26 protein-coding genes are annotated in these 25,889 nt (G+C 38.1%); 16 read left to right on the top strand and 10 right to left on the bottom strand.

The window, feature by feature from the left end; genetic code table 11:
- The first annotated feature begins 141 nt into the window (after positions 1-141).
- The 5 genes from H4J69_RS03130 to H4J69_RS03110 all read left to right on the top strand — a co-directional run bounded on the left by H4J69_RS03130 (position 142) and on the right by H4J69_RS03110 (position 8,215).
- A complete protein-coding gene (locus tag H4J69_RS03130) occupies positions 142-2,709 on the top strand; it encodes an EAL domain-containing protein (protein ID WP_182230216.1) in 2,568 nt (855 codons plus the stop codon).
- A gap of 195 nt (positions 2,710-2,904) precedes the next feature.
- Positions 2,905-4,563, top strand: coding sequence for a M28 family peptidase (locus tag H4J69_RS03125; RefSeq protein WP_182230215.1), 1,659 nt, complete (start codon positions 2,905-2,907; stop codon positions 4,561-4,563).
- A 120-nt stretch (positions 4,564-4,683) separates the two neighbouring features.
- On the top strand, positions 4,684-5,526 hold the full coding sequence (locus H4J69_RS03120; RefSeq protein ID WP_083278183.1) for an HDOD domain-containing protein: 843 nt from the start codon (positions 4,684-4,686) through the stop codon (positions 5,524-5,526).
- 239 nt (positions 5,527-5,765) lie between these two features.
- Complete coding sequence (locus H4J69_RS03115; protein ID WP_070375723.1) at positions 5,766-7,190, top strand: sodium-dependent transporter; 1,425 nt, start codon at positions 5,766-5,768, stop codon at positions 7,188-7,190.
- A gap of 95 nt (positions 7,191-7,285) precedes the next feature.
- Positions 7,286-8,215 carry a class I SAM-dependent methyltransferase gene (locus H4J69_RS03110; protein ID WP_182230214.1) on the top strand — a complete coding sequence of 310 codons (930 nt, stop codon included), beginning with the start codon at positions 7,286-7,288 and terminating at the stop codon, positions 8,213-8,215.
- A gap of 10 nt (positions 8,216-8,225) precedes the next feature.
- On the opposite strand, the gene H4J69_RS03105 is transcribed toward H4J69_RS03110, so the two are convergent.
- Both H4J69_RS03105 and H4J69_RS03100 read right to left on the bottom strand, forming a co-directional pair.
- Positions 8,226-8,840 (bottom strand): LysE family translocator, encoded by a 615-nt coding sequence (locus H4J69_RS03105; protein ID WP_182230213.1) that lies wholly within the window; start codon positions 8,838-8,840, stop codon positions 8,226-8,228.
- A 48-nt stretch (positions 8,841-8,888) separates the two neighbouring features.
- A complete protein-coding gene (locus H4J69_RS03100) occupies positions 8,889-9,767 on the bottom strand; it encodes a DNA ligase (RefSeq protein WP_182213768.1) in 879 nt (292 codons plus the stop codon).
- A gap of 135 nt (positions 9,768-9,902) precedes the next feature.
- On the opposite strand from H4J69_RS03100, the gene H4J69_RS03095 reads away from it, so the two are divergent.
- Positions 9,903-10,430 (top strand): hypothetical protein, encoded by a 528-nt coding sequence (locus H4J69_RS03095; RefSeq protein ID WP_182230212.1) that lies wholly within the window; start codon positions 9,903-9,905, stop codon positions 10,428-10,430.
- Positions 10,431-10,452: 22 nt separating this feature from the next.
- Here H4J69_RS03095 and H4J69_RS03090 read toward each other — a convergent pair whose 3' ends face one another.
- Entirely contained in the window at positions 10,453-11,160 is a 708-nt protein-coding gene (locus tag H4J69_RS03090) for a DUF3581 family protein (RefSeq protein ID WP_182230211.1), read from the bottom strand.
- Positions 11,161-11,271: 111 nt separating this feature from the next.
- Positions 11,272-11,565, bottom strand: coding sequence for a GIY-YIG nuclease family protein (locus H4J69_RS03085; RefSeq protein WP_182213763.1), 294 nt, complete (start codon positions 11,563-11,565; stop codon positions 11,272-11,274).
- 146 nt (positions 11,566-11,711) lie between these two features.
- Here H4J69_RS03085 and H4J69_RS03080 point away from each other — a divergent pair, with 146 nt between their 5' ends.
- The 5 genes from H4J69_RS03080 to H4J69_RS03060 all read left to right on the top strand — a co-directional run bounded on the left by H4J69_RS03080 (position 11,712) and on the right by H4J69_RS03060 (position 16,812).
- Entirely contained in the window at positions 11,712-12,548 is an 837-nt protein-coding gene (locus H4J69_RS03080; RefSeq protein ID WP_070375728.1) for a DUF2797 domain-containing protein, read from the top strand.
- A 192-nt stretch (positions 12,549-12,740) separates the two neighbouring features.
- On the top strand, positions 12,741-13,586 hold the full coding sequence (locus H4J69_RS03075; protein WP_070375729.1) for an HDOD domain-containing protein: 846 nt from the start codon (positions 12,741-12,743) through the stop codon (positions 13,584-13,586).
- A gap of 431 nt (positions 13,587-14,017) precedes the next feature.
- Positions 14,018-14,356: a P-II family nitrogen regulator gene (locus tag H4J69_RS03070; RefSeq protein ID WP_070375731.1), complete on the top strand. Its 339-nt coding sequence runs from the start codon at positions 14,018-14,020 to the stop codon at positions 14,354-14,356.
- A gap of 10 nt (positions 14,357-14,366) precedes the next feature.
- On the top strand, positions 14,367-15,626 hold the full coding sequence (locus H4J69_RS03065; protein WP_182213761.1) for an ammonium transporter: 1,260 nt from the start codon (positions 14,367-14,369) through the stop codon (positions 15,624-15,626).
- A gap of 262 nt (positions 15,627-15,888) precedes the next feature.
- Positions 15,889-16,812: a Dyp-type peroxidase gene (locus tag H4J69_RS03060; protein ID WP_182213759.1), complete on the top strand. Its 924-nt coding sequence runs from the start codon at positions 15,889-15,891 to the stop codon at positions 16,810-16,812.
- 51 nt (positions 16,813-16,863) lie between these two features.
- On the opposite strand, the gene argR is transcribed toward H4J69_RS03060, so the two are convergent.
- The gene (gene argR / locus H4J69_RS03055; protein WP_070375733.1) at positions 16,864-17,337 is read right to left on the bottom strand and encodes a transcriptional regulator ArgR; all 474 of its coding nucleotides are present in this window, start codon (positions 17,335-17,337) and stop codon (positions 16,864-16,866) included.
- A gap of 225 nt (positions 17,338-17,562) precedes the next feature.
- Between argR and mdh the strand changes: the two genes are divergently transcribed.
- Positions 17,563-18,498, top strand: a complete 936-nt coding sequence (gene mdh / locus H4J69_RS03050) for a malate dehydrogenase (RefSeq protein WP_182213758.1) — start codon at positions 17,563-17,565, stop codon at positions 18,496-18,498.
- Between the two features lie 165 nt (positions 18,499-18,663).
- Here the strand turns inward: mdh and H4J69_RS03045 are convergent, their stop codons facing one another.
- Together H4J69_RS03045 and ispB are read right to left on the bottom strand one after the other, a co-directional pair.
- Positions 18,664-19,236, bottom strand: coding sequence for a paraquat-inducible protein A (locus tag H4J69_RS03045; protein ID WP_182221734.1), 573 nt, complete (start codon positions 19,234-19,236; stop codon positions 18,664-18,666).
- A 2-nt stretch (positions 19,237-19,238) separates the two neighbouring features.
- Positions 19,239-20,210, bottom strand: coding sequence for an octaprenyl diphosphate synthase (ispB, locus tag H4J69_RS03040; RefSeq protein WP_182221735.1), 972 nt, complete (start codon positions 20,208-20,210; stop codon positions 19,239-19,241).
- Positions 20,211-20,437: 227 nt separating this feature from the next.
- Between ispB and rplU the strand changes: the two genes are divergently transcribed.
- The 4 genes from rplU to folA all read left to right on the top strand — a co-directional run bounded on the left by rplU (position 20,438) and on the right by folA (position 23,178).
- Positions 20,438-20,749, top strand: coding sequence for a 50S ribosomal protein L21 (gene rplU, locus H4J69_RS03035; protein ID WP_070375737.1), 312 nt, complete (start codon positions 20,438-20,440; stop codon positions 20,747-20,749).
- A gap of 16 nt (positions 20,750-20,765) precedes the next feature.
- On the top strand, positions 20,766-21,020 hold the full coding sequence (gene rpmA, locus H4J69_RS03030) for a 50S ribosomal protein L27 (RefSeq protein ID WP_070375738.1): 255 nt from the start codon (positions 20,766-20,768) through the stop codon (positions 21,018-21,020).
- A gap of 326 nt (positions 21,021-21,346) precedes the next feature.
- Positions 21,347-22,504: an Obg family GTPase CgtA gene (gene cgtA, locus H4J69_RS03025; RefSeq protein WP_070375739.1), complete on the top strand. Its 1,158-nt coding sequence runs from the start codon at positions 21,347-21,349 to the stop codon at positions 22,502-22,504.
- A gap of 182 nt (positions 22,505-22,686) precedes the next feature.
- Positions 22,687-23,178, top strand: coding sequence for a type 3 dihydrofolate reductase (gene folA / locus H4J69_RS03020; RefSeq protein WP_182221736.1), 492 nt, complete (start codon positions 22,687-22,689; stop codon positions 23,176-23,178).
- A gap of 100 nt (positions 23,179-23,278) precedes the next feature.
- On the opposite strand, the gene djlA is transcribed toward folA, so the two are convergent.
- The 3 genes from djlA to H4J69_RS03005 are packed head-to-tail and all read right to left on the bottom strand — an operon-like array spanning position 23,279 to position 25,810.
- Entirely contained in the window at positions 23,279-24,070 is a 792-nt protein-coding gene (djlA, locus tag H4J69_RS03015; protein WP_070375740.1) for a co-chaperone DjlA, read from the bottom strand.
- 37 nt (positions 24,071-24,107) lie between these two features.
- Entirely contained in the window at positions 24,108-24,797 is a 690-nt protein-coding gene (murU, locus tag H4J69_RS03010) for an N-acetylmuramate alpha-1-phosphate uridylyltransferase MurU (protein ID WP_182221737.1), read from the bottom strand.
- Positions 24,794-25,810, bottom strand: coding sequence for an aminoglycoside phosphotransferase family protein (locus H4J69_RS03005; protein ID WP_182221738.1), 1,017 nt, complete (start codon positions 25,808-25,810; stop codon positions 24,794-24,796). The genes murU and H4J69_RS03005 overlap by 4 nt, the downstream gene beginning before the upstream one ends.
- Positions 25,811-25,889: the final 79 nt, after the last annotated feature.

Genomic DNA, 25,889 nt, shown 5'->3' with positions numbered 1-25,889 from the left:
ATAAATTATAAAGGAGCCTTGTGCTCCTTTATAATAATGAGCTAACTCATTGCTAGTATTTTATTTCATCTAGTGGATATTTTGCTTAAATATCGTCATTATATAGAGTAAATTTATTACTCTCACCCCAAGTTGTAATGTATGACAGACCCTTTAAATAACGAACTTGATAAGCTGAACGAGAGCGATAGCTTGCTAGCAAAGGAAGCCATTTCTTTGCTAGACAAATACCGTAAGCTCGAAGATCGTTATACTGCACTTTTTAAGTTAAACCAGTTATCTCATGACTGTGCAGATTTAAGTATGTTTTATGGTCAAGTTCACCAATCCATTGCATCAGTGATGAGAGCTGAAAATTTTTATATTGCCCTTTATGACCAAACCCTTTCAACGTTAGAGTTCGTTTATGATGTGGATGAAAAAGATGATTATCCTCTAGGTAAGTCACCCCTTGAAGCATTTGAAGGTTCTATGACTTGCTATGTTATTGAAACGGCTAAACCACTCTTGGCGACCCCTGAAATTGTGACTGAATTAGAAATTAATAATTCAATCAAACGTCTTGGCTCCGATAGCACTGACTGGCTTGGTGTACCATTACTTAATGATGGTGTTGTTATTGGCGTTATGGCCGTACAAAGTTATTCCGAAGCACTCCGTTACCAAGTAGATGACCTTGAGCTAATGGAATTTACCGCTCAGCATATAGTTACCGCTATGACCCGTTTACACGACCATGAGCGTTTACAAAATGCGGTAAATTCTCGCACTCGCGAATTAATGAAGCAAATTAGAGAACGAGAAAAATCAGAACTATTGCAAGAGTCACTTTTCAAAATATCAGAGTTAACCAATGATGCTACGCTCCATATTGATGAATTTTATTCGATGGTTCATAATATTGTTGGTCAGTTAATTAACGCACAAAACTTTTATATTACTAAATATGATCAACATTCAAAAACACTAACTTTTGTTTATTATTTAGATCAAAACTCCACAAATGCAGCCGTCGACTCGCAGCCTAGGGTATTAGGGAATGGCTTTACCGAATATATTATTCGTACCGGTGAAACTCAATTACTTAATTACCCGAAAATGTATGCCTTGTATCAAGAAGGTGAGACAAAAGAGCCACAAAAAGAAACTAAATCTTGGCTGGGCGTGCCATTAATACATTCAGGTGTTGTGTTGGGAGCAATGGTTTTACAAAGTTATAATTTAGCAACAACCTTTACCGAACAAGATGCCGAGCTATTGAAATTTGTTTCTCAGCATGTTGCATCAGCGATCCAAAGGCGCGACATATTAGAAGTTGAACGACAGTCTCATATCCTTCTAGAGCAGCAAGTTAAGCTGCGAACTGTGGCATTAGAAGATGAAATCAAGCAAAGAAAACAAGCTGAAGAGAAGTTACAACATACGGCGTCGCACGATATTCTAACCGGTTTACCTAACCGTACTTTATTTATTAATTTATTAAACCACGCTATCGCCTGTCATAAACGAAAAGCAGATCTTAAATTTGCTGTGTTGTTTTTAGATCTTGACCGTTTCAAAGTCGTTAATGATAGCTTAGGCCACCATGCCGGTGACTTACTTTTACAAGAAATAGCCAAAGAGTTAAAAGTACTGGTCAGAGACAAAGACACTGTTGCTCGATTAGGTGGTGATGAATTTGTTATCTTGATTGAAGACCTCGAATCTAATCATGAAGCTTATGATATTGCGCAACGTATCACTGATTTTTTAGCGACGCCCTTTACTATTGAAAATCAAAGTATTTTTATTGGCACAAGTATTGGCGTGTTGTTTAATAATGAACGTTATGACAGTGCTGATATTATGCTCAGAGATGCTGATACCGCCATGTATCATGCAAAAGATAAAGGTAAGGGACGTTATGAAGTGTTTGATTCTAGCATGCAGAAAAAAGTGCAACATGCCCTGGAATTAGAAGCCGATATTCGTGATGGAATAGCCAATAGTGAATTTTCTCCTTACTTTCAACCTATCGTTGATTTAAAAACTGAAACTGTTGTTGGTTTTGAAGCACTGGCGCGTTGGCAGAGCAATAAGCGTGGTTTTGTTTATCCCGATGATTTTATCCCGTTAGCTGAAGAAACGAATTTAGTCATGGCGATTGATTTTCTTATTCTGGAAAAGTCTTGTCTACAGTTAAAACAGTGGGAAGCAATCTGTGGTCGTAACGATTTATATGTGAGCTGTAACCTCTATGGTAATCACTTTTTTAGTGCAACTCTGCCCGCAGATATTGAAGAAATAATTCAACGTGTGGGCATTAAACCTAGCCAACTAAGAGTCGAATTAACTGAGCGTGCTTTATTAGAAAATAGTGATTTAGTGCTAGAGAATATGAATACTTTAAAAGTGCTAGGCGTTAAAATTCTGCTTGACGATTTTGGTACCGGTTATTCAAGTCTTAGCTACTTACATCGTTTTCCTATTGATGTGCTGAAAATTGATCGCTCATTTATTAACAACGCTCATGAACATGATAATCATCAAGCAATCATAAAAACAATTATAGATTTAGCTACTAATTTGAATATGGGCACGGTTGGAGAAGGTATTGAAAACTTAGCCGATGCCGAACTACTAACGGCTATGGCGTGTCGGTATGGCCAAGGCTATTATTATGCTAAGCCTATGGCTGCGGCTGATTCTGAAAAATATTTACTCAAGTAGTTTATCTAAATAATACCACCACACCTTATTGGTATTAACAGTACTTTTCCCTTTGACCTGTCAGCTTTAATTGCCATTAGTGTTAACCAATAACTTTGTCACTATACTAGCGTTTTATTTTTACAATCATTATAGTGACGGTCGATATAAATCTACCGATCTTAAAAAAAATTAAGTCATAATATGAAAAAACCAATGAAATTTAAATTAATAGCCAGCGTAAGTTTATTAACTATCGCATTCTTATCTGCGTGTGGACAAAGCGAAAAAGCAACGACAACTGTTGCCGAAAAAGCACCACAAGTTAATGAAAACAATATTCGAGCTCACATAGAGTTTTTAGCCGACGATACATTGTTAGGCAGAGATACCGGCAGCGATGGTTACCAAATTGCGGCTAATTACGTAAAGTCATACTTCAAGCAATTAGGTTTAACGCCTATGGGTGAGCAAGCAGGATTTGAGCAGCAAGTTACTTTTCGTAAAGCGTTTCTTGAAGAAAATAGTGCTAAGTTATCGGTAATCAATAGCGATGGTGAAGTTGCGCTCACATTTAAAGATGCGTTTATTATGTCGGGCGACAGTACATCGACAGAATCGGCTATATCAGCGGAAACTGTTTTCATTGGTTACGGCGTTGTTTCTGAAGATTTTGGTTATAACGACTATAAAGATATTGATGTTGAAGGAAAAGTTGTTGTCGTCTTAACAGGCCGTCCAGACGATTTACCTTCAGAAGAAGGCGCTCATATTGGCTCGGGTAGTGAAAAATTAAAAAATGCTGTTAAAAATGGTGCTGTTGGTTTTATCACGATTCATACGCCAAAACGCGATGCAGTACGCACCTTTACTAAAACGGCTAGTTATGCCGATGCACCAAGGCTTAACTGGTTAGATAAAGACGGAATACCTTTTGGTAAACATCCCCAGTTGAAAGGCGGAGCTTATATCAGTGCCGAGTCTGCAGCGGTTTTATTTGTTGGTGCTGAGCGAACCTTAGCGGATATACTTAGCGACGATACAAACAATGTTGCCATTAAAGGTTTTGCATTAAAATCAACCGTTGAAATGGCCAGTAAAAGTCGTCATGAAGAGATCACTAGCCCTAATATCATTGCTGCTATTGAAGGAAGCGATCCAAGTCTAAAAGATGAGTATGTTGTTTTTAGTGCGCATCTTGATCATATCGGTCTTAGTAGTCATGGTGATGAAGAAGATAAAATCAATAATGGTGCGCTTGATAACGCTTCAGGCGTTGCAATACTATTAGAAACTGCGCGTTTGTTATCGGCTATGCCTGAAAAGCCAAAGCGTTCTATTTTGTTCGTGGTGGTAACGGCTGAAGAAAAAGGCTTATTAGGATCTAGTTATTTTGCAACAAACCCAACGGTACCTACATCAAAAATGGTCGCCAATGTTAATTTAGATATGCCATTAATTTTGTATCCGTTCGCCGATATTATTGCTTTCGGTTCTACACACTCAAGTTTAGGGCCTATTGTTGCGAGTGCTGCCGAAAAAATTAATTTATCGTTAAGTGATGATCCTATGCCAGAGCAGGCGTTATTTACTCGCAGCGATCATTACAGCTTTGTAAAAGCTGGTATTCCATCTGTATTCTTAATGACGGGCTTTAAATCTAAAGATCCTGAAATAGATGGTGGTGCGGTATTTGGTGATTTTCTTAAAAATCATTATCATCAGCACAGTGATGAAATAACCTTACCTATTCGTTACGATGCCGCGGCAAGTTTTGCCGAAGTGAATATGATGATAGGTTTAGAAATTGCTAATGGTGATAAGCGTCCAACATGGAACCAAGGTGATTTTTTTGGAAAAACTTTCGCTCAGTAAAACACCTCAATAGAAAATATAAAAACGCAGTGATGAAGATCACTGCGTTTTTTTGTTTTCTGTTTTAAAGCAACAAGCTACACTATTAATATTATTCTATAAAAAATGATTGATAACCCAATGGATGCTCACCAATATGCGCTTCAAGCCAATGGCTCTTTTGCGCTTCCCGATGCCTGCTTTAAAATTAAAGCCTTAATGGACAATGAAGATTCAAGCATTGAAGACTTTGCTAATGTGATCAGTGTCGATCCTTCGATGACTTCGCGTTTATTACAAATAGCAAATAGTGCGATTTATAGTTTTCCTGGCGAAATAAGTACTATTTCACGTGCCATTACCATTATAGGTACGCAAGCTATTTATAACATGATGTTAGTGGATGTTGCGGCAACCGCTTTTAAGCATTTTTCAAATCAGGCTATCGATTTAAAACGCTTCTGGCGAATGAGTATCTTTTGTGGCTTAGCGACTAAAAACTTAGCCATTAAAGCAGGTATACGAGATATTGAACGGCTTTTTGTTGCCGGACTCTTGCAAAATTTTGGTGAATTGATTGTCGCAAAGATAACCCCTGAGATTGCAAAAAAATGTGAAAAATATTCAGCAGAACAATTGCCTTGGGTATTACAAAAGCAAGCCTTGGGTTTTACTTATACTGATATTTCTGCCGAACTGTTAAAGATATGGCAAATACCTGAAAAAATCATTTTACCGATCCGTCACTTTAATGAAGCGAAAACTATTCAAATTAATAAAGATGTCAAGGTACTCTATTTAGCATCTCGCTTAGCTTTAGTTGATAGTCACCCTGATCAGTTTGATTATGATGATAGTGTTGATGAAAGCTTATGCGCGAATTTAAATATTTCAAGTGATGATTTAGCTCAGGCAATAGTGTTTGCGGCAGAAGAAGCGGAAAATATTCTTACTATTATGAATGGTGGGCTCTTCTCAAAATAGCAAAACGGGGCTGTACAGAAGCGTATCTTGCTAAATATATTATTTTTATTGTCTGTTTTTCAATGGTTTGGCTGGTTGTTGTCTAAGTGCAACTATATTTATACACTTAATTACTAATACCTTCGTTCTAAAAGAAGACATTAATTATAAAGCCTGCTAGCATCAGGCAATTCTTTTTTTCGTATAGTTAATAAACTATACAAAATATGCCCTACAAATAATTATAATTAAGGACATTTATGAGCGCATCGAGAGAGCAGTTTAGCTCTAAACTTGGATTTATTTTGGCAGCAGCAGGTTCTGCTGTTGGTATTGGTAATTTAGTTGGCTTTCCAGTAAACGCAGCTAAAAATGGGGGTGGCGCATTTTTAATCATGTATGCAATATTCGTATTTTTAATTTGTTTACCGGTAATGATTGCAGAAATGGCCGTTGGTCGAAAAACCCAAAAAGAACCTGTTGGCGCCTACAAAGCGTTAAGTGGCGGCAGTAGAGGTTGGGGTATCGCTGGTATATTCGGTGTCTTAACTCCCTTTATGATTGCGGTTTTTTATATGGTGCTAACGGTCTGGATTTTTGGCTATGTTGCATTAACACTCGCGGGTAAATTAGATTACTTAGCCAGTGGCAATGGTTTTGGTGAGTTCATCAACAGTCCCTATTTATTTGTTGCTATGTTTGCCGTAGCGGCTATTGTCAACTTCATCTTAGTGGCAGGTGTCAAAGAGGGCATAGAAAAAGCGGCAAAAGTTTTAATGCCAACATTATTTGTGATGTTGATAATTATGGTGGTTTACGTCTTAACACTAGAAAATGCTTTTGCTGGTGTGAAATTCTTTATTGTTCCTGATTTTGATAAAATTACTCCTTCAGTCATTAATGGCGCATTGTCACAAGCCTTTTTCTCGCTATCACTCGGTATGGGGATTTTAATTACTTACGGTTCATATATTAATAATAAAACCGACATAGTTAATTCTGCAAAACTGGTTGCACTAACCGACACCGCTGTTGCCTTTACTGCGGGTTTAATGATTTTACCTGCAGTGTTTTCATTCAACCCGAATGTTAACCCAGCGGAATTAAGTGACAGCTCAGTCTCATTGATCTTTACTTTTTTACCTAAAATATTTTTAGCATTACAAGTGTCGCTTGGTTATATTGGTGCGAGTGCTGTTGCGGCATTTTTCTTCCTGTTGGTCTTTTTTGCTGCAATAACATCACTGGTATCTATTATTGAAGTACCCGTTTCTTACTTAGTGACTGAAAAGAAACATAGCCGCAGAAAAGCTTTATCAATTTTAATGATTGTTGGTGGCGCGCTAACAGTCTTTGCTATGGTCTCTTTTGGTATGGTGTCATTCTTTACTGAATTTACCAGTTATGCTGGGGGCACACGTTCATTCTTTGACGTGGTTTATGATATTTTCTACGATACTATTTTACCGTTAAACGGCTTTTTATTATGTGTTTTCGTTAGCTATCGTTGGAAAAAGCATAACTTGTCAGAAGAGCTGGCTATTGGTAACGATACCTATAAAGGCTCTTGGGTAGAAAAGTACGTTAACTTTTCATTAGGCACTTTTATTCCAGTCATTGTCTTGGGTATTTTCTTGAATACGGTGACACAAAAATTCTTTGCTTTTAGTATTTTTGGATTTTAGTTTATTAATCTAGACTAAACAGGCAAACGATTTGAACGTAAAGCCGCATAATTTGTTATTATGCGGCTTTATTTTTGGCCATAAAAAATTAAGTTATGAATTCAACGCTTCAAACACATCTTCAACCTATTTTAGTCCATCTTCAAAATGAAAATAAGCTCGTCGATTGTCAGCGATTATTTCACGGTCGTGGTCATGCTTACCCTGGCTTAACCCATGTTAATGTTGATTGGTTCTCACCCGTTGTGCTTATTACGCTTTACCAAGAGGTTGAAGAGGCTTGGTTAAGTGAACAAGTTATCGTGATCCAACAGTTGCTACCACAATGTCTATCTATCCAAGTGCAGTATCGCAGCCGAAAATTTTCGCCAAGTGAAGTACTCTGGGGAGAAGAGATTACCGCATTAAAGGCACAAGAACATGGTTTGCAATATCACCTTAGTTTGGGGAAGGCACAAAATTCTGGACTGTTTCTTGATATGAGTAATGGCCGCCAGTGGGTCAAAGATAACAGTGAAGGTAAAAAAGTGTTAAACCTTTTTGCCTACACCTGTGCTTTCTCTATTGCTGCCATCGCCGGTGGTGCAGAGCAAGTCGTTAATATTGATATGAGTAAAGGCGCTTTATCAACAGGACGTGAAAACCATAAACTTAATAAGCAAGAAGCGAGTAAGGTAAAATATGAAGGTGTCGATATATTTAAGTCTTACGGCAAGTTAAAAAAATATGGTCCTTATGATTTATTAATTTGCGATCCACCTTCATTCCAAAAAGGGAGTGTCAATATCGAGCGAGATTACCAGAAAATAATTAAACGTTTGCCGGTATTAATGGCAAATAATAGTGATGTTATACTCTGTTTAAACTCCCCTGATTTAAGTGAAGACTTTTTGTTAGCTGAAGTTGCTAGAGAGTGCCCTCAGTGTCAATTTCAGCATCGTATTGATAACCCTGAGGTGTTTGTTGAGGCTGAAGCAGGTAAGGGCTTGAAAGTACTTTATTTTCGCTATATTGAAATGTCTTAATAAGCCAGACTTAGCTAATCACTATTCGTGCTGCAAGTAATATCAAAAAGCTGCCGGTTACCTTGTCAACAATATGGCTGTTTTCACGTAACTTACTAATGATATTACCGCGCGATAGTGTAAAAGTTACTAGGCAATACCATAAAGCATCAATGCCACCTACGGTGGCGGTCATTATTACTTTTTGTTCACTGCTGGCATCTCCTGCTAAAAACTGGCTAAATAATGCGAGAAAGAAAATAGCAAGTTTAGGATTTAAAAAGGCAATTAAAAAGCCATCTCGCCAGCCATTTACCTGTGTTTTTGCCGCGGAGTCATCTTGAGAAAATACTTGGTTATTTTTTTTACTTAATAATGATTTTACCCCCAAGTAAAGTAAAAAAGCAGCGCCTGCATATTGAATAATACTAAATATTAAAGGCGATTTAACGATAATTACCGCTATGCCTGTTGCTGTAATGGCCGCGTAAAGTGCAACGCCTAAACCGTGACTAATCGCCGTCGCATAACCTTGTGGTGTTCCGCCAGCGAGGGTGTTTTTGATGACTAATGCTAAACTCGGGCCTGGTGATAAAGCGCCCATCATACAAATAACCACAAAAGATAACCATAAGTGAAATTCCATTAATTATTATTCTCTTTTTTAAAGGATTGAATCGTAATTTTGTCTATTTTACTGGCTCAACGCTAAGGTACGCACACGTAAAAAGCTAGCAAATTTTGGCACACCTCGCGCTGTTTTACCAATGTATTTAAAGGTAATTGTGCTACCAATCTTTGGTGGGTTTTTACGTTGTTCGTCAGTAAAACCACTACCAATTTTAAAGAGTAAGCCTGACTTCATTTTTACTCTTATCGATCCCATCATATTTTTGTACTTGCCTTTACCTGCGATATAAGCAACAACGATCGCTTCACTATCATCATATTGTTTTAATTTTATCAGGTCTTGGCTTCTCCCTATTTTATAATAGGCGGCTTGATGATGTAGCATCAGTCCTTCCCCGCCTTTTTCGACCACGTCTGCTAATCGTTGATTCAATATCGCAATTGAGTTTACTTTCTCTTGTTTTATGATTTGCCAATAGTGATTGTCAGTTGTTGCCATCTCAGCTTTCATTTGCTTAATACGCTCACTAAAAGTACCTGAATGCTTGGGTAAATCAAAAACCATAAAGCGTATTTTCTGCCAACAACTTATCGTGATTTGCTGTTGGGGGGCATGCTTTCTAACACAGCTGCTGATCTTTTCAAATTCAGCGCGCTTGCTCCATAGTTCGCCATCAAGATAGGTTAATGGCCAACCTTGAGTAAACCATTTTGGCGCATGGATAAGATTACCGCCACGGGTTAATAAGTTTTTACCGTTCCAATAACCTCGAATACCGTCAAGTTTTTCACTAACAAAATATTCGCTGATCTTTATCGGGGTTTTACTCTCTGCTTTATAAGGCGTAGCCAGCTGAATTTTTGGTAACTCTGAGGTGTAGCCTTGTGGCCAAAGGATAAAACTGGTGAATATGGCAAAATATTTTAAGGTGAATATTTTCAAAATTGAACATCCTTGCTCATTTCTCGATAGGTTTTAGTATAGAAGTTTTTTTTGTGATTGCTAATGTAATGTTAATTAAATGTACTAAGCTGTTAATGCTAGTTGTTGTTTTATTGCGAAGTTCAAGGAGGAGCTATGTATAAAGTACATTTTAAACTTTTTTTTATAAGTATGACTTTAATTTTTTCTCAGCAAAGCTTTGCTGGGAAAAAACACTGTCAGCGCTATGAAGATAAGTTAGCTAATATTCAGTCTCAGCAAAGACAAGGTCATAGTGTAAAACGAAGTGAACGTTTGAAAAAACAAGAAGAAAGTGCTCGAACAAAATGGTGGCAATGTCAACAAAGTCGATTAAAAAAGCCCATAGTAAATAAGCAAAATAAACAGAAAAAAAAGCCGATAAAAATATCTGTTAAAGGTCAGCAGTTATCGAGAAGTTCAGCTAGTGATATTAAAGAAAACCGTATAGATCCCTTCGAAACCTCAGCTGCGCTGGTCTTAAAATCTCGCTATCAAGGAGAAAAGTTGCGAGCATGGCTGGAGTACTATCAACAGCCAAAGCAATGCTCGCGACCTAAAACAATTAAAAAGTTTGCTTTTTGTGTGGAAAACAGAAGAACACAACAGCTAGCGTTTGATAAAATGATGTTAATAAAATTTTAACTCGCATCATCTTATTAAGGGGTTATTTTAAGTACTGCGCTTTTTTATCATTGTAATGATTAACGAGACTATCAATAGTGGTTTGGTCATAATCTCTTAAGCCACTGAGTAACATGTGCTTTTTACCATGACCAATCACTTTGCCATCAGCGACTAAGTCAAAAGGCAAGGTTGCTTTACCCCGTTTACCGTCAATGAGTAAGCTAGGCGTTGTTAATTGCAATTGCACGTCGGCAAAATCAACTTCATCTAAATGAATAAACATATTCTCGTACATCACCATTGGACGTGTTGGGTTGATCATGACATTTTTTTCATACATCAATTTCACTAAAATATGTGGAAAAGTATGGCCAGAGAACTCAACGTAGGCGCGGATCAAAGCATCGATCGATTGACGGTTAGTTGTACACTGTCCTGAAGCCTCTATTTTCATATATTCTTTTGCATTATCATCAAGAATACTTGCTGATTCGACAATTTTTTCAGGAAAATTGAGTTTAATGCCATCGGTCACCATACCTGAAAAAGTAAAGCCCATATTTTGTGATAAACCTGACTTTTCTAGCACTAATGAAAAAAGTAAATCACCTGGCACGCAAAAACGTTTTGCATCGGCATCGTGCAGCGGATTGAAATCATCGGCAACTATTTTAGCGAAATCGCTACCTTGCTGACGAGAAAAACTAATTTGATTGTTTGTAATATTACAGTAACGTTCTAGAAACATTTTGCATACATCTATTATGTGAAAACCGCCGTATACTAGCAGTTACTTGTCGACAAATGGAAATTATCTAATAAAAGTAATACTAAGCAGACCAGTACTATCAGGGCTTTTCTAAAAAATTATTGGCTTAAAGTTTTTCACTAAGGTCTCTTTTTTAAGCTTAGTAAACTTCTTTAGTTGATATTCGCGCTTGCAAGCGAGTTGACGATTTTCTTGGGGCTCAGCGTAAACTAATTCGACCGGCCGCCGAACCCGCGTATATTTAGCCCCTGTTTTATTACAAGTATTATGCTCACCTAAACGGCGAATTAGGTCGGTAGTAATACCCGCGTATAAACTGTTGTCTGCACAACGTAAATAATAAACAAACCAAGTTGGCTTGGCGGTTGGTTCTTTTTTTTGCATACAAGTTGGCTTGGCTGTAAAGGTTTTGCTGATATAACAATAGTATCGCAATTTTTGTTGCCGAAATCGATAAAAAGCTGGCTGTCATTTACAGAGTTTTATACCATGCCCTTTAAATTTCTCCATCAAACATATCGAGACAATAAATGACCCATTACGATGCAGGTGCTTTGAGTAAAATGACTGCTCAGTTAGATGAAAACGGACTCGTTCATTACCAATTACCTATAGGCGATCAGCTCATTGATATGAATGCGTTAATTGGGAAAAATATTACTTTAGATTACCAAGGTAAAATAGCGTGTCGTCATTGTGCAAGAGTAACCAAGAAAAGTTATTCGCAAGGTTTTTGTTATCCGTGTATGCAAAAGCTCGCTCAATGCGATATGTGTATTATGAAACCAGAAACTTGCCATCATGCTCAGGGGACTTGTCGTGAGCCTGAATGGGGCGTAAAAAATTGCATGGTTAATCATTATGTTTATTTAGCGAATACCTCTGGCATTAAAGTTGGCATTACTCGCCATACTCAAATACCCACCCGCTGGATTGACCAAGGTGCAACACAAGCTTTAAAACTATTCAGAGTAAGTACACGCTTACAATCGGGTTTAGTTGAAATAGCACTGGCTAAGTTTATTGCCGATAAAACAAACTGGCGAGCTATGTTAAAAGGTGCGGGTGAAATGGTTGATTTAAAAGCGAAAGCACAAGCATTACTACCTGAAATTGCAGCACAGTTAGACGATATTAAATTACGCTTTGGTGCAGACGCCGTTGAATTACTTGACGAACCAGTAGTCAATTTGAACTTTCCTGTTGAACAGTACTTAGAAAAGATCGGCTCTTTTAACTTTGATAAAACCCCCCAAGTTTCAGGATTATTACAAGGGATAAAAGGCCAATATCTTATTTTTGATAAGGGGGTTATTAATATTAGAAAATTTGGCTCTTACCAAGTTGCCTTAACCGTTGAAGACTAATTAGACTTTTTCTGAAAATAAGTCACTTATTATTAATATAGTGTCTATACTTGAGTAAAATTTAGGTCATTGCTAATACCTTGTATATTATTGAAAAACTGAGCCATCAGCGGGTGTTAGCTTTCAATTTATTTGCTGAGTGTTTTATTTTTATATAAAAACAACCCTATATTTCTTGTTAGGATTTTTGTTATGAATGCTGTTGAATACGCCGAACAGGCGAGTGAAATATTTGTATTGTCGGATTCTTTTATCCGCATTAAAGAGTTAATTGATAACGAATCATCAACTATTGATGATATAGCGGATGTCATTTTACTTGATCCCGCCTTGTCAGCGACTATTTTAAAGCTCTCAAATAGCTCTTTTTTTAACTATCCTGGTAAAATAGACACTATTTCTAAAGCGGTTTTAATCTTGGGTATTACCGAAGTTTACAACTTAGTTATTGCTTATTTTACCACTGATGCCTTTAGAAAACTAAAAGCCAGTCCCGAATATTTAGATGACTTTTGGGAGCGTAGTGTTGACTGTGCATTAACGGTTAAATTTTTAGGCACTAAACTAAACGTACCTAATGCGGAACGATTATTTATTTTAGGTTTGCTGCATAATTTAGGCGAATTAGTCATACATCAATTTATGCCTGAAAAAGTAGAACAATGTAAGCATATTAATTCAGATGAATTGCCTTGGACTAAACAACTACAAACACTGGGTTTTTCCTACGCTGACATTACCGCTGAATTATTAAAACAATGGCAACTTCCTTACAGCTTGATTGAACCTATACGTTATCAAGATGAAGAGGAGTTTCAACATAGTACCGACGAAACTAAGTTACTTTATATTGCTAAACGAATAATGACACTGAACCACCAATGCAAAAGTCATTGCCAAGCCGATGTCATTAGTGATGAAAAACTCGATGCGTTATCAGTGCAACAAGAGCTGTTGCGTGATGCCAGCGACTTCTGTGATATGGAACGTTTAAGTATCCTTGCTGTACTTAACCCAAGTGCCTCTATGCTTTATTAACCGCTATATCTTTTGATATAATAACTGTGGGTGAGGGCAGTGATCTATTTAGCAATAGCTTTTCTTTGCTGAGCTAACCTCATCTCAATTTTTATTGCACTTACCTTGTCTGCGCAGCTAATACACTCATTAATCATGAGTTGTCACCGAGTAATAAACCTCTCAGATAGCAGAACTGTCTTTGCCATCCTTGCTAATTAACCTTTCCTTGCCTAACACCGCTAATAGTTTTATTTAACAAACGGGACTTCCTTGCATGCTAATTAAATCATGCACCAATTACTGTCATTGATAAAATTTCATGCACCAACGAAGTGCTTTTAAATAGCCTTTTTTTTATTGTTAATCTTAACCTTATGAATATTAGGTATTTTAGTCTTTGGCATAACATTTGTATTGTTATGTACAAATCATAAATAAGGCTAAACATAATGAAAATGGTTAACGCAATAATAAAACCTTTCAAACTGGATGATGTCAGAGAAGCAATTTCTGAAATTGGTGTTGAAGGACTAACCGTCAGTGAAGTAAAAGGTTTTGGACGACAAAAAGGTCATACCGAACTGTATCGTGGTGCTGAGTATCAAGTGGACTTTTTACCGAAAGTGAAACTTGAAATTGCTGTCAATGATGATGTTGTTGAACGCTTAGTCAAAGCAATTACCGAGTCGGCGCACACAGGTAAAATTGGCGATGGTAAAATATTTGTCTATGACTTACAGCAAGCTGTACGTATTCGTACTGGTGAGCAAGATGTTGAAGCTATTTAAGGGGTAAATCATGGAACAAAATATTTTTCAATTACAGTATGCAATGGACACTTTCTATTTCTTGATATGTGGTGCTCTTGTTATGTGGATGGCCGCGGGTTTCTCTATGTTAGAAGCCGGTTTAGTGCGTGCAAAAAATACCACAGAAATTTTGACTAAAAACGTCGCGCTTTATGCTATTGCTTGCATGATGTATTTGGCCTGCGGTTACGAAATTATGTACGGTGGTGGTTTCTTCTTATCTGGCATCGAAACAATCGATGCTGATGCGGTATTAAAAGAATTTTCTGGCCGTGAAGATGGTTTTAATGGCGGAGCTATATACTCCAAAGCGTCTGATTTCTTCTTTCAAGTGGTCTTTGTTGCAACAGCGATGTCGATTGTTTCTGGTGCCGTCGCTGAACGCATGAAATTATGGGCATTCCTTATTTTTACCGTTGTGTTAACTGCCGTTATTTATCCACTTGAAGGTAGCTGGACTTGGGGCGGTAATGCTGTCTTTGGTTTGTACACCCTAGGTGACTTAGGCTTTTCTGATTTTGCTGGCTCGGGTATTGTCCACATGGCAGGTGCATCAGCAGCATTAGCGGGTGTCTTGTTACTTGGCGCACGTAAGGGTAAATATGGAGCAGATGGTCGTATTAATGCCATTCCAGGTGCTAACTTACCTATGGCGACATTAGGCACATTTATTTTATGGATGGGTTGGTTTGGCTTTAACGGTGGTTCAGTTTTAAAGCTTGCCGATATCAACAGTTCACATTCAGTTGCTATGGTCTTTTTAAATACCAATGCAGCGGCCGCTGGTGGCGCTATCGCCGCGTTAATTTTTGCGAAATTACTATTTAAAAAAGCAGATTTAACCATGACATTAAACGGGGCATTAGCGGGATTAGTCGCTATTACTGCTGAGCCTTCAACACCCACGGCATTGCAAGCAACCTTGTTTGGTATGGTCGCTGGTGTCATCGTTGTCTTGTCAGTGGTTGGTTTAGATAAACTGAAAATAGATGATCCAGTCGGTGCTATCTCAGTACATGGTGTCGTTGGTTTGTTTGGTTTACTGCTTGTTCCTCTTACTAACCCTGCTTCAAGCTTTAGTGGACAATTAATCGGTGCAGCAACCATCTTTGTCTGGGTATTTAGTGCAAGTTTTGTGGTCTGGTATGTACTTAAGAAAGTTATGGGTATTCGTGTAACTGAAGAAGAAGAGTATCAAGGTATGGATAAATCAGATTGTGGTATGGAAGCTTACCCTGAGTTTACTTAATACCAACTAGTGTTATCTATATTAACAAGATAAATCATAAAACAGCCTCAGGGCTGTTTTTTTATGTACAAGATAAAGGCTAATACTTTTAGCTGCACAGAAATTATCAGTACTTGCGCCCATACTAATAAAAGTGCGTTGGCATAGCTGTAAAAAGCAACACGGTTTTATCTTATTTTATTATCGTAAATGATTTACTGTGAATTTTAAGAAACTGTGTAAAATTGAAATATTAATATACATTACATTTTTGGGAATTTTGATGGCAAGAGAACAATTCGGTATTTGCGCAGAACCTAGTTTGCACGGTTATTATCTGATGTTTAATGTTTTAGATGATAAAAATGCTCATGTTCGTCACGCACTTTCTCGATTACCTGCCTTATTCGATCATTACGCAGATCGTTTTTCAGAATCTAACTTAGCTGGTGTTATTGCTATCGGTGCTAACTATTGGGATGAGTTGTATCCACAAGGAAGACCTAAAAATTTAAAGCCTTTTTCCGCGCTTGAATGTGATGATCGCGCAGCTCCGGCTGATAGTTATGATCTTTATATCGAAATAAGAAGCGACCGTGCAGACGTTAATCATATTGTTAGTACCAAGGTTTGTGCTTTATTAGCCAACAGCGTTGAACTGGCTGAGCAAGTGCGTGCCTTTAGGTTTCTTGATGGTCGTGATTTAACGGGTTTTGTCGATGGCACAGAAAACCCACAAGGTTCACACCGCCGCAAAGTTGCGCTAATTGCGAATGAAGAGAGTGAAGAGTTTGCAGCAGGCAGTTATTTACATATTCAACGTTATCGCCATAACTTGAACTTATGGGATAACTTAAAGGTTAAAGACCAAGAAGATATTTTTGGACGAACAAAACTGGATAATGAAGAATATTCCAATGAAAATAAACCAGCGACCGCGCATACTAAGCGAGTAAACCTTAAAGACGAAGACGGTAACGCTATCGAAATAGTACGACAAAGTATGCCGTATGGTGATATGAAGTTACAGGGCTTGTTTTTTGTTTCTTATTGCCGCTCGCCTGAGCCATTTGAGATGATGTTAAAAGCCATGATTCAAAGTGATGCTCATGGTCATTTTGATCATCTACTTAAATATACCCAAGCAGAAACTGGCGCATCTTTTTTTGCACCAAGTTTGAATTTTTTAGCTAAGTTGGCACTTTAATAAACCGGTAAAATCGCGATGTTACTATGGCTCACTGTCTTCGAACTCAGCTTAATTTAAGTTTCTTGAAAAAAGTAACTCTAATTTAGCAATGGTTTCTTTTATTTGTCCAACATGGGTTGGGGCAATAAAAATAGTATCATCACCGGCAATCGTACCCAGTACTCCATCGCTTTTACTTAAGCTATCAAGTAAGCGAGCGATTAACTGGGCAGCGCCGGGGCTTGTTCTAACAATAATCATGACTTCATTGTATTCAATATCTATCACTAGTTGGCGTAAAGGGCTTTTCGCTGTGGGAACGCCTAGTTCAGCTGGTAAACAATAAACCATTTCTTGGCGAGCGTTGCGGGTGCGAACTGCGCCATATTTACTGAGCATACGTGAAACCTTTGACTGGCTGATATTATCGAAACCTTGTTTCTTCAACGCATCAACTATATCGCCTTGAGAACCAAACTGCTCTTGCTTTAATAAATCTTTAAAAGCTTGTGTTAATGCTTCTTGTTTTTGTGAAACTGTCATAATTTAACGGTACTCTTTGTTATTTTTCTACTACACTTTTTTTAATCTTAAATTCTTAATGATGAGGAAGTAAGACCTAAGTATTATTTCATTAAAAGTATTATACGGTATCCTAATGCCATATATAGTTTAATATTAATTGTTTTTTAGTGGCCGATGCTATATCTTTTGGGCACGAAAATTTACGTATTTACTCAAATATTCTTTAACTACCGGAGACATCAAATGAAAGTTGCTGTTTTAGGCGCTGCTGGCGGAATTGGCCAAGCGTTATCATTATTATTAAAAACTCAATTACCAGCGGGTTCTGAGCTATCTTTGTATGACGTAGCACCAGTTGTTCCAGGTGTTGCTGTTGATTTATCACACATACCTACAGCTGTTACCGTTGAAGGTTTTGGTGCTGACGCATTAGGCGACGCATTAACAGGCGCTGATATCGTTTTAATTCCAGCAGGCATGCCACGTAAGCCAGGTATGGATCGTGCTGATTTGTTCGCGGTTAATGCGGGCATTATTAAAACATTAGCAGAAGGCATTGTTGCTAACTGTCCTAAAGCGTTAGTCGGTATTATTACTAACCCAGTTAACGGCACGGTTCCTATCGTTGCTGAAGTCTTCAAAAAAGCAGGTACTTACGACGCGGCTCGTGTCTTTGGTATTACTACGCTAGATGTTATTCGTAGTGAAGCGTTCGTTGCTGAATTAAAAGGCTTAAACGTTGCTGAAGTTAAAGTTCCAGTAATTGGTGGCCACTCAGGTACCACTATTTTACCACTTCTTTCACAAGTTGAAGGTGTTACTTTTACTGATGAAGAAATTGCTGCTTTAACACCTCGCATTCAAAACGCAGGTACTGAAGTTGTTAACGCTAAAGCCGGTGGTGGTTCTGCTACTTTATCTATGGGCGCTGCTGCAGCTCGTTTTTGTATGTCTTTAGTTAAAGGTTTACAAGGCGAAGACGTGGTTGATTACGCTTACGTTGAAGGCGCAGGTGAAGATGCACAATTTTTCGCACAACCGGTACGTTTAGGCGTAAATGGCGTTAGCGAAATTTTATCTTACGGTAAACTAAGTGCTTTTGAAGAAAAAGCGAAAGTTGATATGTTAGACACATTGAAAGCTGACATTACTGAAGGTATTAACTTCATCAAAGGTTAATTTGTTGAACGTTAGCATTAGCTTCATTCAGTAAATTTATATTTATTGGCTGATGTTTTTGCAATAAAAAAAACCGCTGCTCTGTAAAGACTAGCGGTTTTTTTATTTCTAAAAATAATCAATGATAATGCTGTTACAGATAATATCGATGAACAGATTATAGGACTAGTCGTTAAGCTGGCTTTTGTTTAGACCACTTTGACTCAGCTGCGTACCAACTAATGACAGTAAACAATAAGCACAAAAGAAATAAAAACCAGGGCCGACAGCCGACAGTGTTTCACTGCTGATCATTAAATTGAGTTTAAAGCCCATAATACTTAACGTTTGTTGGCTTGCTGTTTCTGCATGGTTAGTAGACAAAACAGCTAAAAATATTGCCACAACAAAAACGTCAGCCATTGACCATTTTCCAATCGCACCAACAAAGCTAATAATTTTTCTTTCTAGCTGAGTCTTCCTCTTAAAATAGGACCAAGCCACTAAAGCCGTTTTCAACAAAGGAATGCAAATAGAGAAAATAAAAATGAGCACAGACACTAATAAACGATCGTTCTGCCACAGCTCTTGAATTGTAGTTAACAGGGAAAGCTCTTTGTTAATTAACTCTGAGGTCAGCGCAGGTCCGGCAATAGTGGCGCTAACATCCATGCTCAAAGAGAACATCGGTAATAATATCCCTGGAATAAATAACAAAATAGCAAGAAGATTAAGATAAAAGCCGAAATGGGTCTTCATGATTATACGCTTCTATTTGCAGCAATATGGGCCAGAGATATCAGCGCTTGCTTATGTTCAGACTCGGGTAATATTTTTAACGCATCAATGGCTTTATCCGCTTCTCGCTCTGCTTGCTTTTGTGTGTACACGAGAGAGCCTGTTTGCTCCATTGCAGCGAGTATCTCGTCTAAATGCTCCATACCATTGCAATGTTCAATAGCGTCGCTTATTAGCTGCTTTTGCTGCGCATTACCGTGCTTCATGGCATAAAGTAATGGTAAAGTCGGCTTGCCTTCAGCTAAATCATCACCAATATTCTTCCCCATCGCTTTAGCATCGGCGGTGTAGTCCATAATATCGTCAACCAATTGAAAAGCCGTGCCTAAGTATTTACCGTATTCTTGCATCGCTTTTTCAATTTTTTCATCTTGCCCGGCAATAACTGCTGCTAAACGTGTTGCGGCCTCAAATAGTTTCGCTGTTTTGCAGTAGATAACCTGAAAATAACTTTCTTCGGTGGTGCTAGGGTCATTACAGTTCATTAACTGCAAGACTTCACCTTCGGCAACAATGTTAGTGGTATCAGACAATATATCCATTATTCTCATATTGCCTAACTTGGTCATCATCTGAAAAGAGCGAGTATAAAGAAAATCACCAACGAGTACGCTGGCGCTATTGCCAAATAGGGCATTAGCGGTTTCTCGACCACGACGCATGTTTGATTCATCAACAACATCATCATGTAATAAGGTCGCGGTGTGAATAAACTCAATAATGGCGGCAATAGAGATATGATCATTACCTTGATAACCAAAAGCACGTGCGGCGAGAACCGTTAGCATGGGACGCATGCGTTTTCCACCGGCATTGACAATATAAACGCCAAGCTGATTAATTAACGCAACATCAGAATTTATTTGCGAATAAATAACATTATTTACCGCTGTCATATCTTTTTGAGCGAGGGCTTGTATGTGTTTGATATCCATAGAAGGCTATAGCTACCTTTGTTGTTGTATTTGAGAGATTTTATGAAGCATGAGTTTACACGAAAATATTTAGCAATAAAGGGCTGTAGCGGAATAGTTTATCGATAAGTAAATTAAATAGAAATAGATGCGAATTAGACTTGCCTGAATAAAAATCTTCGCGTAGAATTCGCGCCCTATATTTTAAAATCTAGCGTCTAAATAAAATGACGCTTTACGGAGTAGGTATGTACGCTGTATTCCAAAGTGGCGGTAAACAACACCGCGTAACTGAAGGACAAACAGTTCGCCTTGAAAAGCTTGAGCTTGAAATTGGTGCAACAGTAGAATTCGATAACGTTTTAATGATCGCTGACGGCGAAGCAGTTAATGTAGGCGCGCCTTACATTGCTGGCGGTAAAGTAGTAGCTGAGATTGTAAATCAAGGCCGTGCTGATAAAGTTAAAATTGTTAAATTTAAACGTCGTAAGCATTCACGTAAAGAAGCGGGCCATCGTCAATGGTTCACTGAAGTGAAAATTACTGGCATTAACGGCTAATTAGGAGCGATTTAAGATGGCACATAAGAAAGCTGCAGGTAGTACACGAAATGGTCGCGATTCAGAAGCTAAACGCCTTGGTGTTAAGCGTTTTGGTGGCGAAGCTGTATTAGCTGGAAACATTATTGTTCGTCAACGTGGTACTAAATTCCACGCTGGAACAAACATGGGTATTGGTAAAGACCACACATTATTTGCTTTAACTGATGGTAAAGTACAATTTGATGTTAAAGGTCCTAAAAACCGTAAGTTTGTAAGTATTGTTGCTTAGTAACGTTACTCAAACTTAATAAAGACCCTGCTTTAAGCAGGGTTTTTTTTTGATACTTAATTACTTGAGTATCTAATACTTATTGCACTAATTAATGGCTCATTTTTAAATGACCTAAATAGTCAATAACTTCGTTGCTTCAATCCCAATAGTCAGCTATTGCTTAACCAAGCGCCTCGTTGTTGAAAATTTATTTACTTTTAATGATGTAACTTTAATTAGTTTAAAGGGTATTCATTTTGTATAAAAAATAACTTTGTTTTCGTAAGTGCAAAAAATAACTTATAATAAGGCAATAGTTTAATCTTGGAGTGTTTCAAAGCACCATGAAATTCGTTGATGAAGTTGAAATTAGAGTTGAGGCCGGAGACGGCGGCAACGGTTGTGTAAGTTTTCGAAAAGAAAAGTACATTGAATACGGCGGACCTAATGGTGGTGACGGCGGTGACGGCGGTGACGTTTATTTAATGGCTGACGAAAGCCTGAATACCTTAATTGATTACCGCTTCGAGCGTTTTCATCGTGCTAAGCGCGGTCAAAATGGTCAAAGTCGTGATTGTACGGGTAAAGGTTCAGAAGATTTAATTTTGAAAGTACCTGTTGGTACACGTGCTATGGATGTAGACACCGGTGAACAATTAGGTGACTTAACCCGCAATGAACAAAAAATGTTAGTGGCTAAAGGCGGCTGGCATGGTTTAGGCAATACGCGTTTTAAAAGTAGTACTAACCGCGCTCCTCGTCAAAAAACCGATGGCACACCGGGCGAAATACGTAGTCTCAAGCTTGAGCTATTGTTACTCGCCGATGTAGGTTTGTTAGGTTTACCTAATGCAGGTAAGTCTACTTTGATACGCAGTGTTTCAGCGGCTCGACCTAAAGTAGCAGATTATCCATTTACTACGTTGGCGCCTAACTTAGGTGTAGTTCGCCTAGATACGCAACGTAGTTTTGTTATTGCTGATATTCCTGGTTTGATTGAAGGCGCAGCAGAAGGCGCAGGCTTAGGTACACAGTTTCTTAAGCATCTAGAGCGTTGTCGAATTTTATTACATCTTGTTGATGTAATGCCTGCCGATGGCTCTGATCCGCTTGAAAACGCTAAAACTATTATCAGTGAATTAGAGCGTCATTCAGCAAAACTTTTTGCTAAACCGCGCTGGTTAGTGTTTAACAAGCTTGATTTAATGTTAGAAGATGAAGCGAAAGCGCTAACAGATAGTATTGTTGCTGGCTTAAATTGGACTGGCGAAGTACGAAGTGTCTCTGCTATCAATAAATTTGGTACCGCTGACCTAACGCAAGGCGTGATGACTTTTATCGAAGGGCTTCCTCCAGAAATCGAAGAAACACCAGAAGATAAAACGGTTGAGTTCAAGTGGGATACTTACCACGAAGAAGCGGTATCCGGCGTTGAAGACGAATTAGGTGACGAAGACTGGGATGAAGATGAATACGATGTAGAAGTTGAATATCGTAAGTAATTATTCACTGTTCATTTAGTTAGTTGTTATAAAAAAGCCCAAGTATAATTTACTTGAGCTTTTTTTTTAGGGGGTAAATCGCTATTATCCCCTGATGAGTGATGTTAAATAAGCCCGTGAAACAATAATGAGTTATTTCATTAAGCACATAGTGAATTATTCCCTTTAGAGAGACCATGTTAATGACCCTACTTTCGATGATTGTCGCCCATGCTGATAACCGTATTATTGGCAAAGATAATAATATGCCGTGGCACTTACCGGCTGATTTAGCCTATTTTAAAAAAACGACGTTAGGTAAGCCGATTATTATGGGGCGAAAGACCTATGAATCTATTGGTCGTCCTTTACCAGGTAGACAAAATATTGTTATTTCACGTGACCAAAACTACCGCGCTGATGGTGTAGACAGTGCTACGTCAGTCGAGCAAGCTTTACTGCTAGCGGGTGAAGTAGACGAAGTGATGGTCATTGGTGGTGGTGCTATTTACAGCCATTGTTTACCCCTCGCTAACCGTCTTTACATTACTCATATCAAAGCCGATATCGATGGCGATACTCAGTTTCCTGAATATAATACGGTGGAAGATTGGCAACTAACCAGTAGCGTTAAACTCAGTGCCGATGACAAAAATAGTTTTGATGTGGATTTTTGTGTTTATCAACGAAAATAAACACCTTAAAGAAAAAAAACGCATACGCTAGTATGCGTTTTTCATTGAGCGGCTAGCAAGCTAGGCACTAATATCTGCTGGTAATAACAGGCATTAGCGGTTATTTGTTTTTAGTGATTAACTCGTATGCCCCTTGAATATCTTGTGCTTTTTGTTTGGCAATTTCCATCATTTCTGGTGGTAAACCTTTAGCAACCAACTTATCAGGATGATGTTGCGACATTAACTTTCGATAAGCTTTCTTAATATCCTTTTCAGGTGTGTCTGCTGCAACACCTAACACTTTGTAGGCATTCTCTAATTGAGATTGAGAGCTTTTACCTGATTGACCTTGATGAAATTGTGCACCAGCGATAATCATTTCTAAGAGTCTATCAAGCTCTTTACTTGAAAAGCCTAATTGCTGCGCTATGGTGTGTAAGGCTTGGCGTTCATCACTGTCTAGGTGACCATCAGCAAAAGCGACTTGAATTTGAATCTCTAAAAAGAGTAATAATAAATCATGACGATTTCCGCAAACTTGTTTAAATTTTGCAAGGTTATCGTTCAGTGGAAAACCCGCCATTTTACCTTCTCTAAAGGCATCTTGCGCTTGTTGTCTTGACTCTCCCTGCAACGATAATTTGTCCATATAAGCATTGGCGAATTCAATTTCATGCTTTGACACTAAGCCATTCGCTTTTGCCATGTAGCCCATCACTGAAAAAGAAGTGTAAAAGAATGCGCTCTGGCGTTCACTTTCTGAGCTTTTCGAGCCTGAAAGATTATTGAAATTAAGGCCTCTGCCTTTATCAAAGTTATGACCAATAAACATGCCTATTAATGCACCTAGTAGGTTTTTACTCAGCATAAAACCAAATATAAAGCCTAAAAGTTTTCCCCATATTCTCATTATCAATATTACCTGTTTGTGTTATTAATTGATTAACTTATCTATTTAGATACGCTAAACGTTCTGGCGTACCAACATCGGTCCATGCACAATCGAGTATGCTTGCTGAAACCGTACCGTCGCTAACCGCACTTTTGAGCATCGGACCAAGCTTTAATGCTGGCATGGCATTTTTATCTTTAAAAAAATCAGCGCGAAATAAACTAATACCACTAAAGGTGTAAGTATTTTTCTGTGTTGATTCTGACTGATTTACAATATTGGTGAGTTGATTGTTATCAAAAATAAAATCACCTTTTATATTATGATCAGGATTGTTAACTAAGCAGATATGCGCTAACCGGTCTTTGGCTAATGTCGGTAAGTTAGCAAAGTTAACATCAGTAAATATATCGCCATTTATCAGCATAAAGGCTTCATTATCGTTATTATTGCTTAATAAAGGTAGCGCTTGAATAATACCGCCAGCCGTTTCAAGTGCACCACTATTTTCTGGACTGTAGCTTATATTAACCCCGAATTTTTTACCATCACCTAAATAGTCAACGATCATCTCTCCTAACCAGGCATAGTTAATAACAATATCTGTGATGCCACACTGGGCGAGTTTATTAATATGGTATTCGATTAGCGGGATCCCAGCTACTCTGAGTAAAGGTTTTGGGCAATGATCCGTTAAGGGGCGCATACGTTCACCACGACCAGCGGCTAAAATCATCGCTTTCATGTTAATGTACCCGCTTTAAGATTTTGCATCGCAGGCAGTACTTTTACTAATAAAAGCTGATGTAAAGAGGCTAATTCAGGGTATTTTTCACTGATCTCAACAAGGTAGCTAAGTGTTAGCGGAATATCTTTTAAGTAGCCGCTTTTATTATCGCGATGATGTAAACGGGCAAAGATACCACTCGCTTTAATGTGGCGTTGTAAGCCAGTTAAATCAAACCAGCGCTGCCATTGCTGGCGAGTGATATCGTTTAATGAATAGTGCTCTGTCATTATATCTATATAGCGGTTTAGTAACAATGAAACAGACTCGTTCGGCCATTTCAGGTAGCAGTCACGGAGTAACGAGACGATATCGTAAGTGATAGGACCAATGACCGCGTCTTGAAAGTCAATAATGCCGAAATTATTATCCTCGAGGATCATAATATTTCTACTATGGTAATCTCGGTGCACTAAGACTTGCGGTTGGCTCAGCATATTTTCTGTTAATATTGAAAAGCAATCTATTAACTGCTGTTGCTCTTCAGTAGTTAATATAATTGATAGGTGCTCAGTTAATAACCATTGTGAGAAAATATTCAGTTCAAGCTCAACAAATGCTTGATCATAATGCGGTAATTCTTGAGTATTCTTGGGCAATGCAGACTGAATTTTTGGTAAAATATCGATAGCTTTTTGATAGGTGATAATGATATTTTCAGTCGATAAAATATCAGCTAATAGCGTTTCACCAAAATCAGCTAAGCAAAGAAAACCTAGTGATAAATCAGCCGCAATAATTTCAGGCACTAAGACATTATTATCCTTAAGACTCTTTTGCATAAAAACAAAAGCCGCGTTATTAGATTTATCTTTAGGGGCATCAACGGCGATAAATGAACGACCCTTTATCGAAAAACGATAATAGCAGCGAAAGCCAGCATCGCCAGTTAAGGGGGTCAATTGAATATGTTCGCCTGAAAATTGTTTATCCAACCATAGGTGTAACGCTTGAATTCGAGAGCTTGGCAAGTTTTCTATTCCTCAAGTAAATGGTACTAATAGTTATCTTAGGTGAGGGCATAAATGAGTAATGCCAACCCGTATTACC

It is taken from the genome of Colwellia sp. BRX10-9 (genome assembly GCF_014077405.1).
Taxonomy (GTDB): Bacteria; Pseudomonadota; Gammaproteobacteria; order Enterobacterales; family Alteromonadaceae; genus Colwellia_A.
Note: the sequence above shows the minus strand (reverse complement) of the source record. Positions and strands in the feature narration are given on the sequence as shown.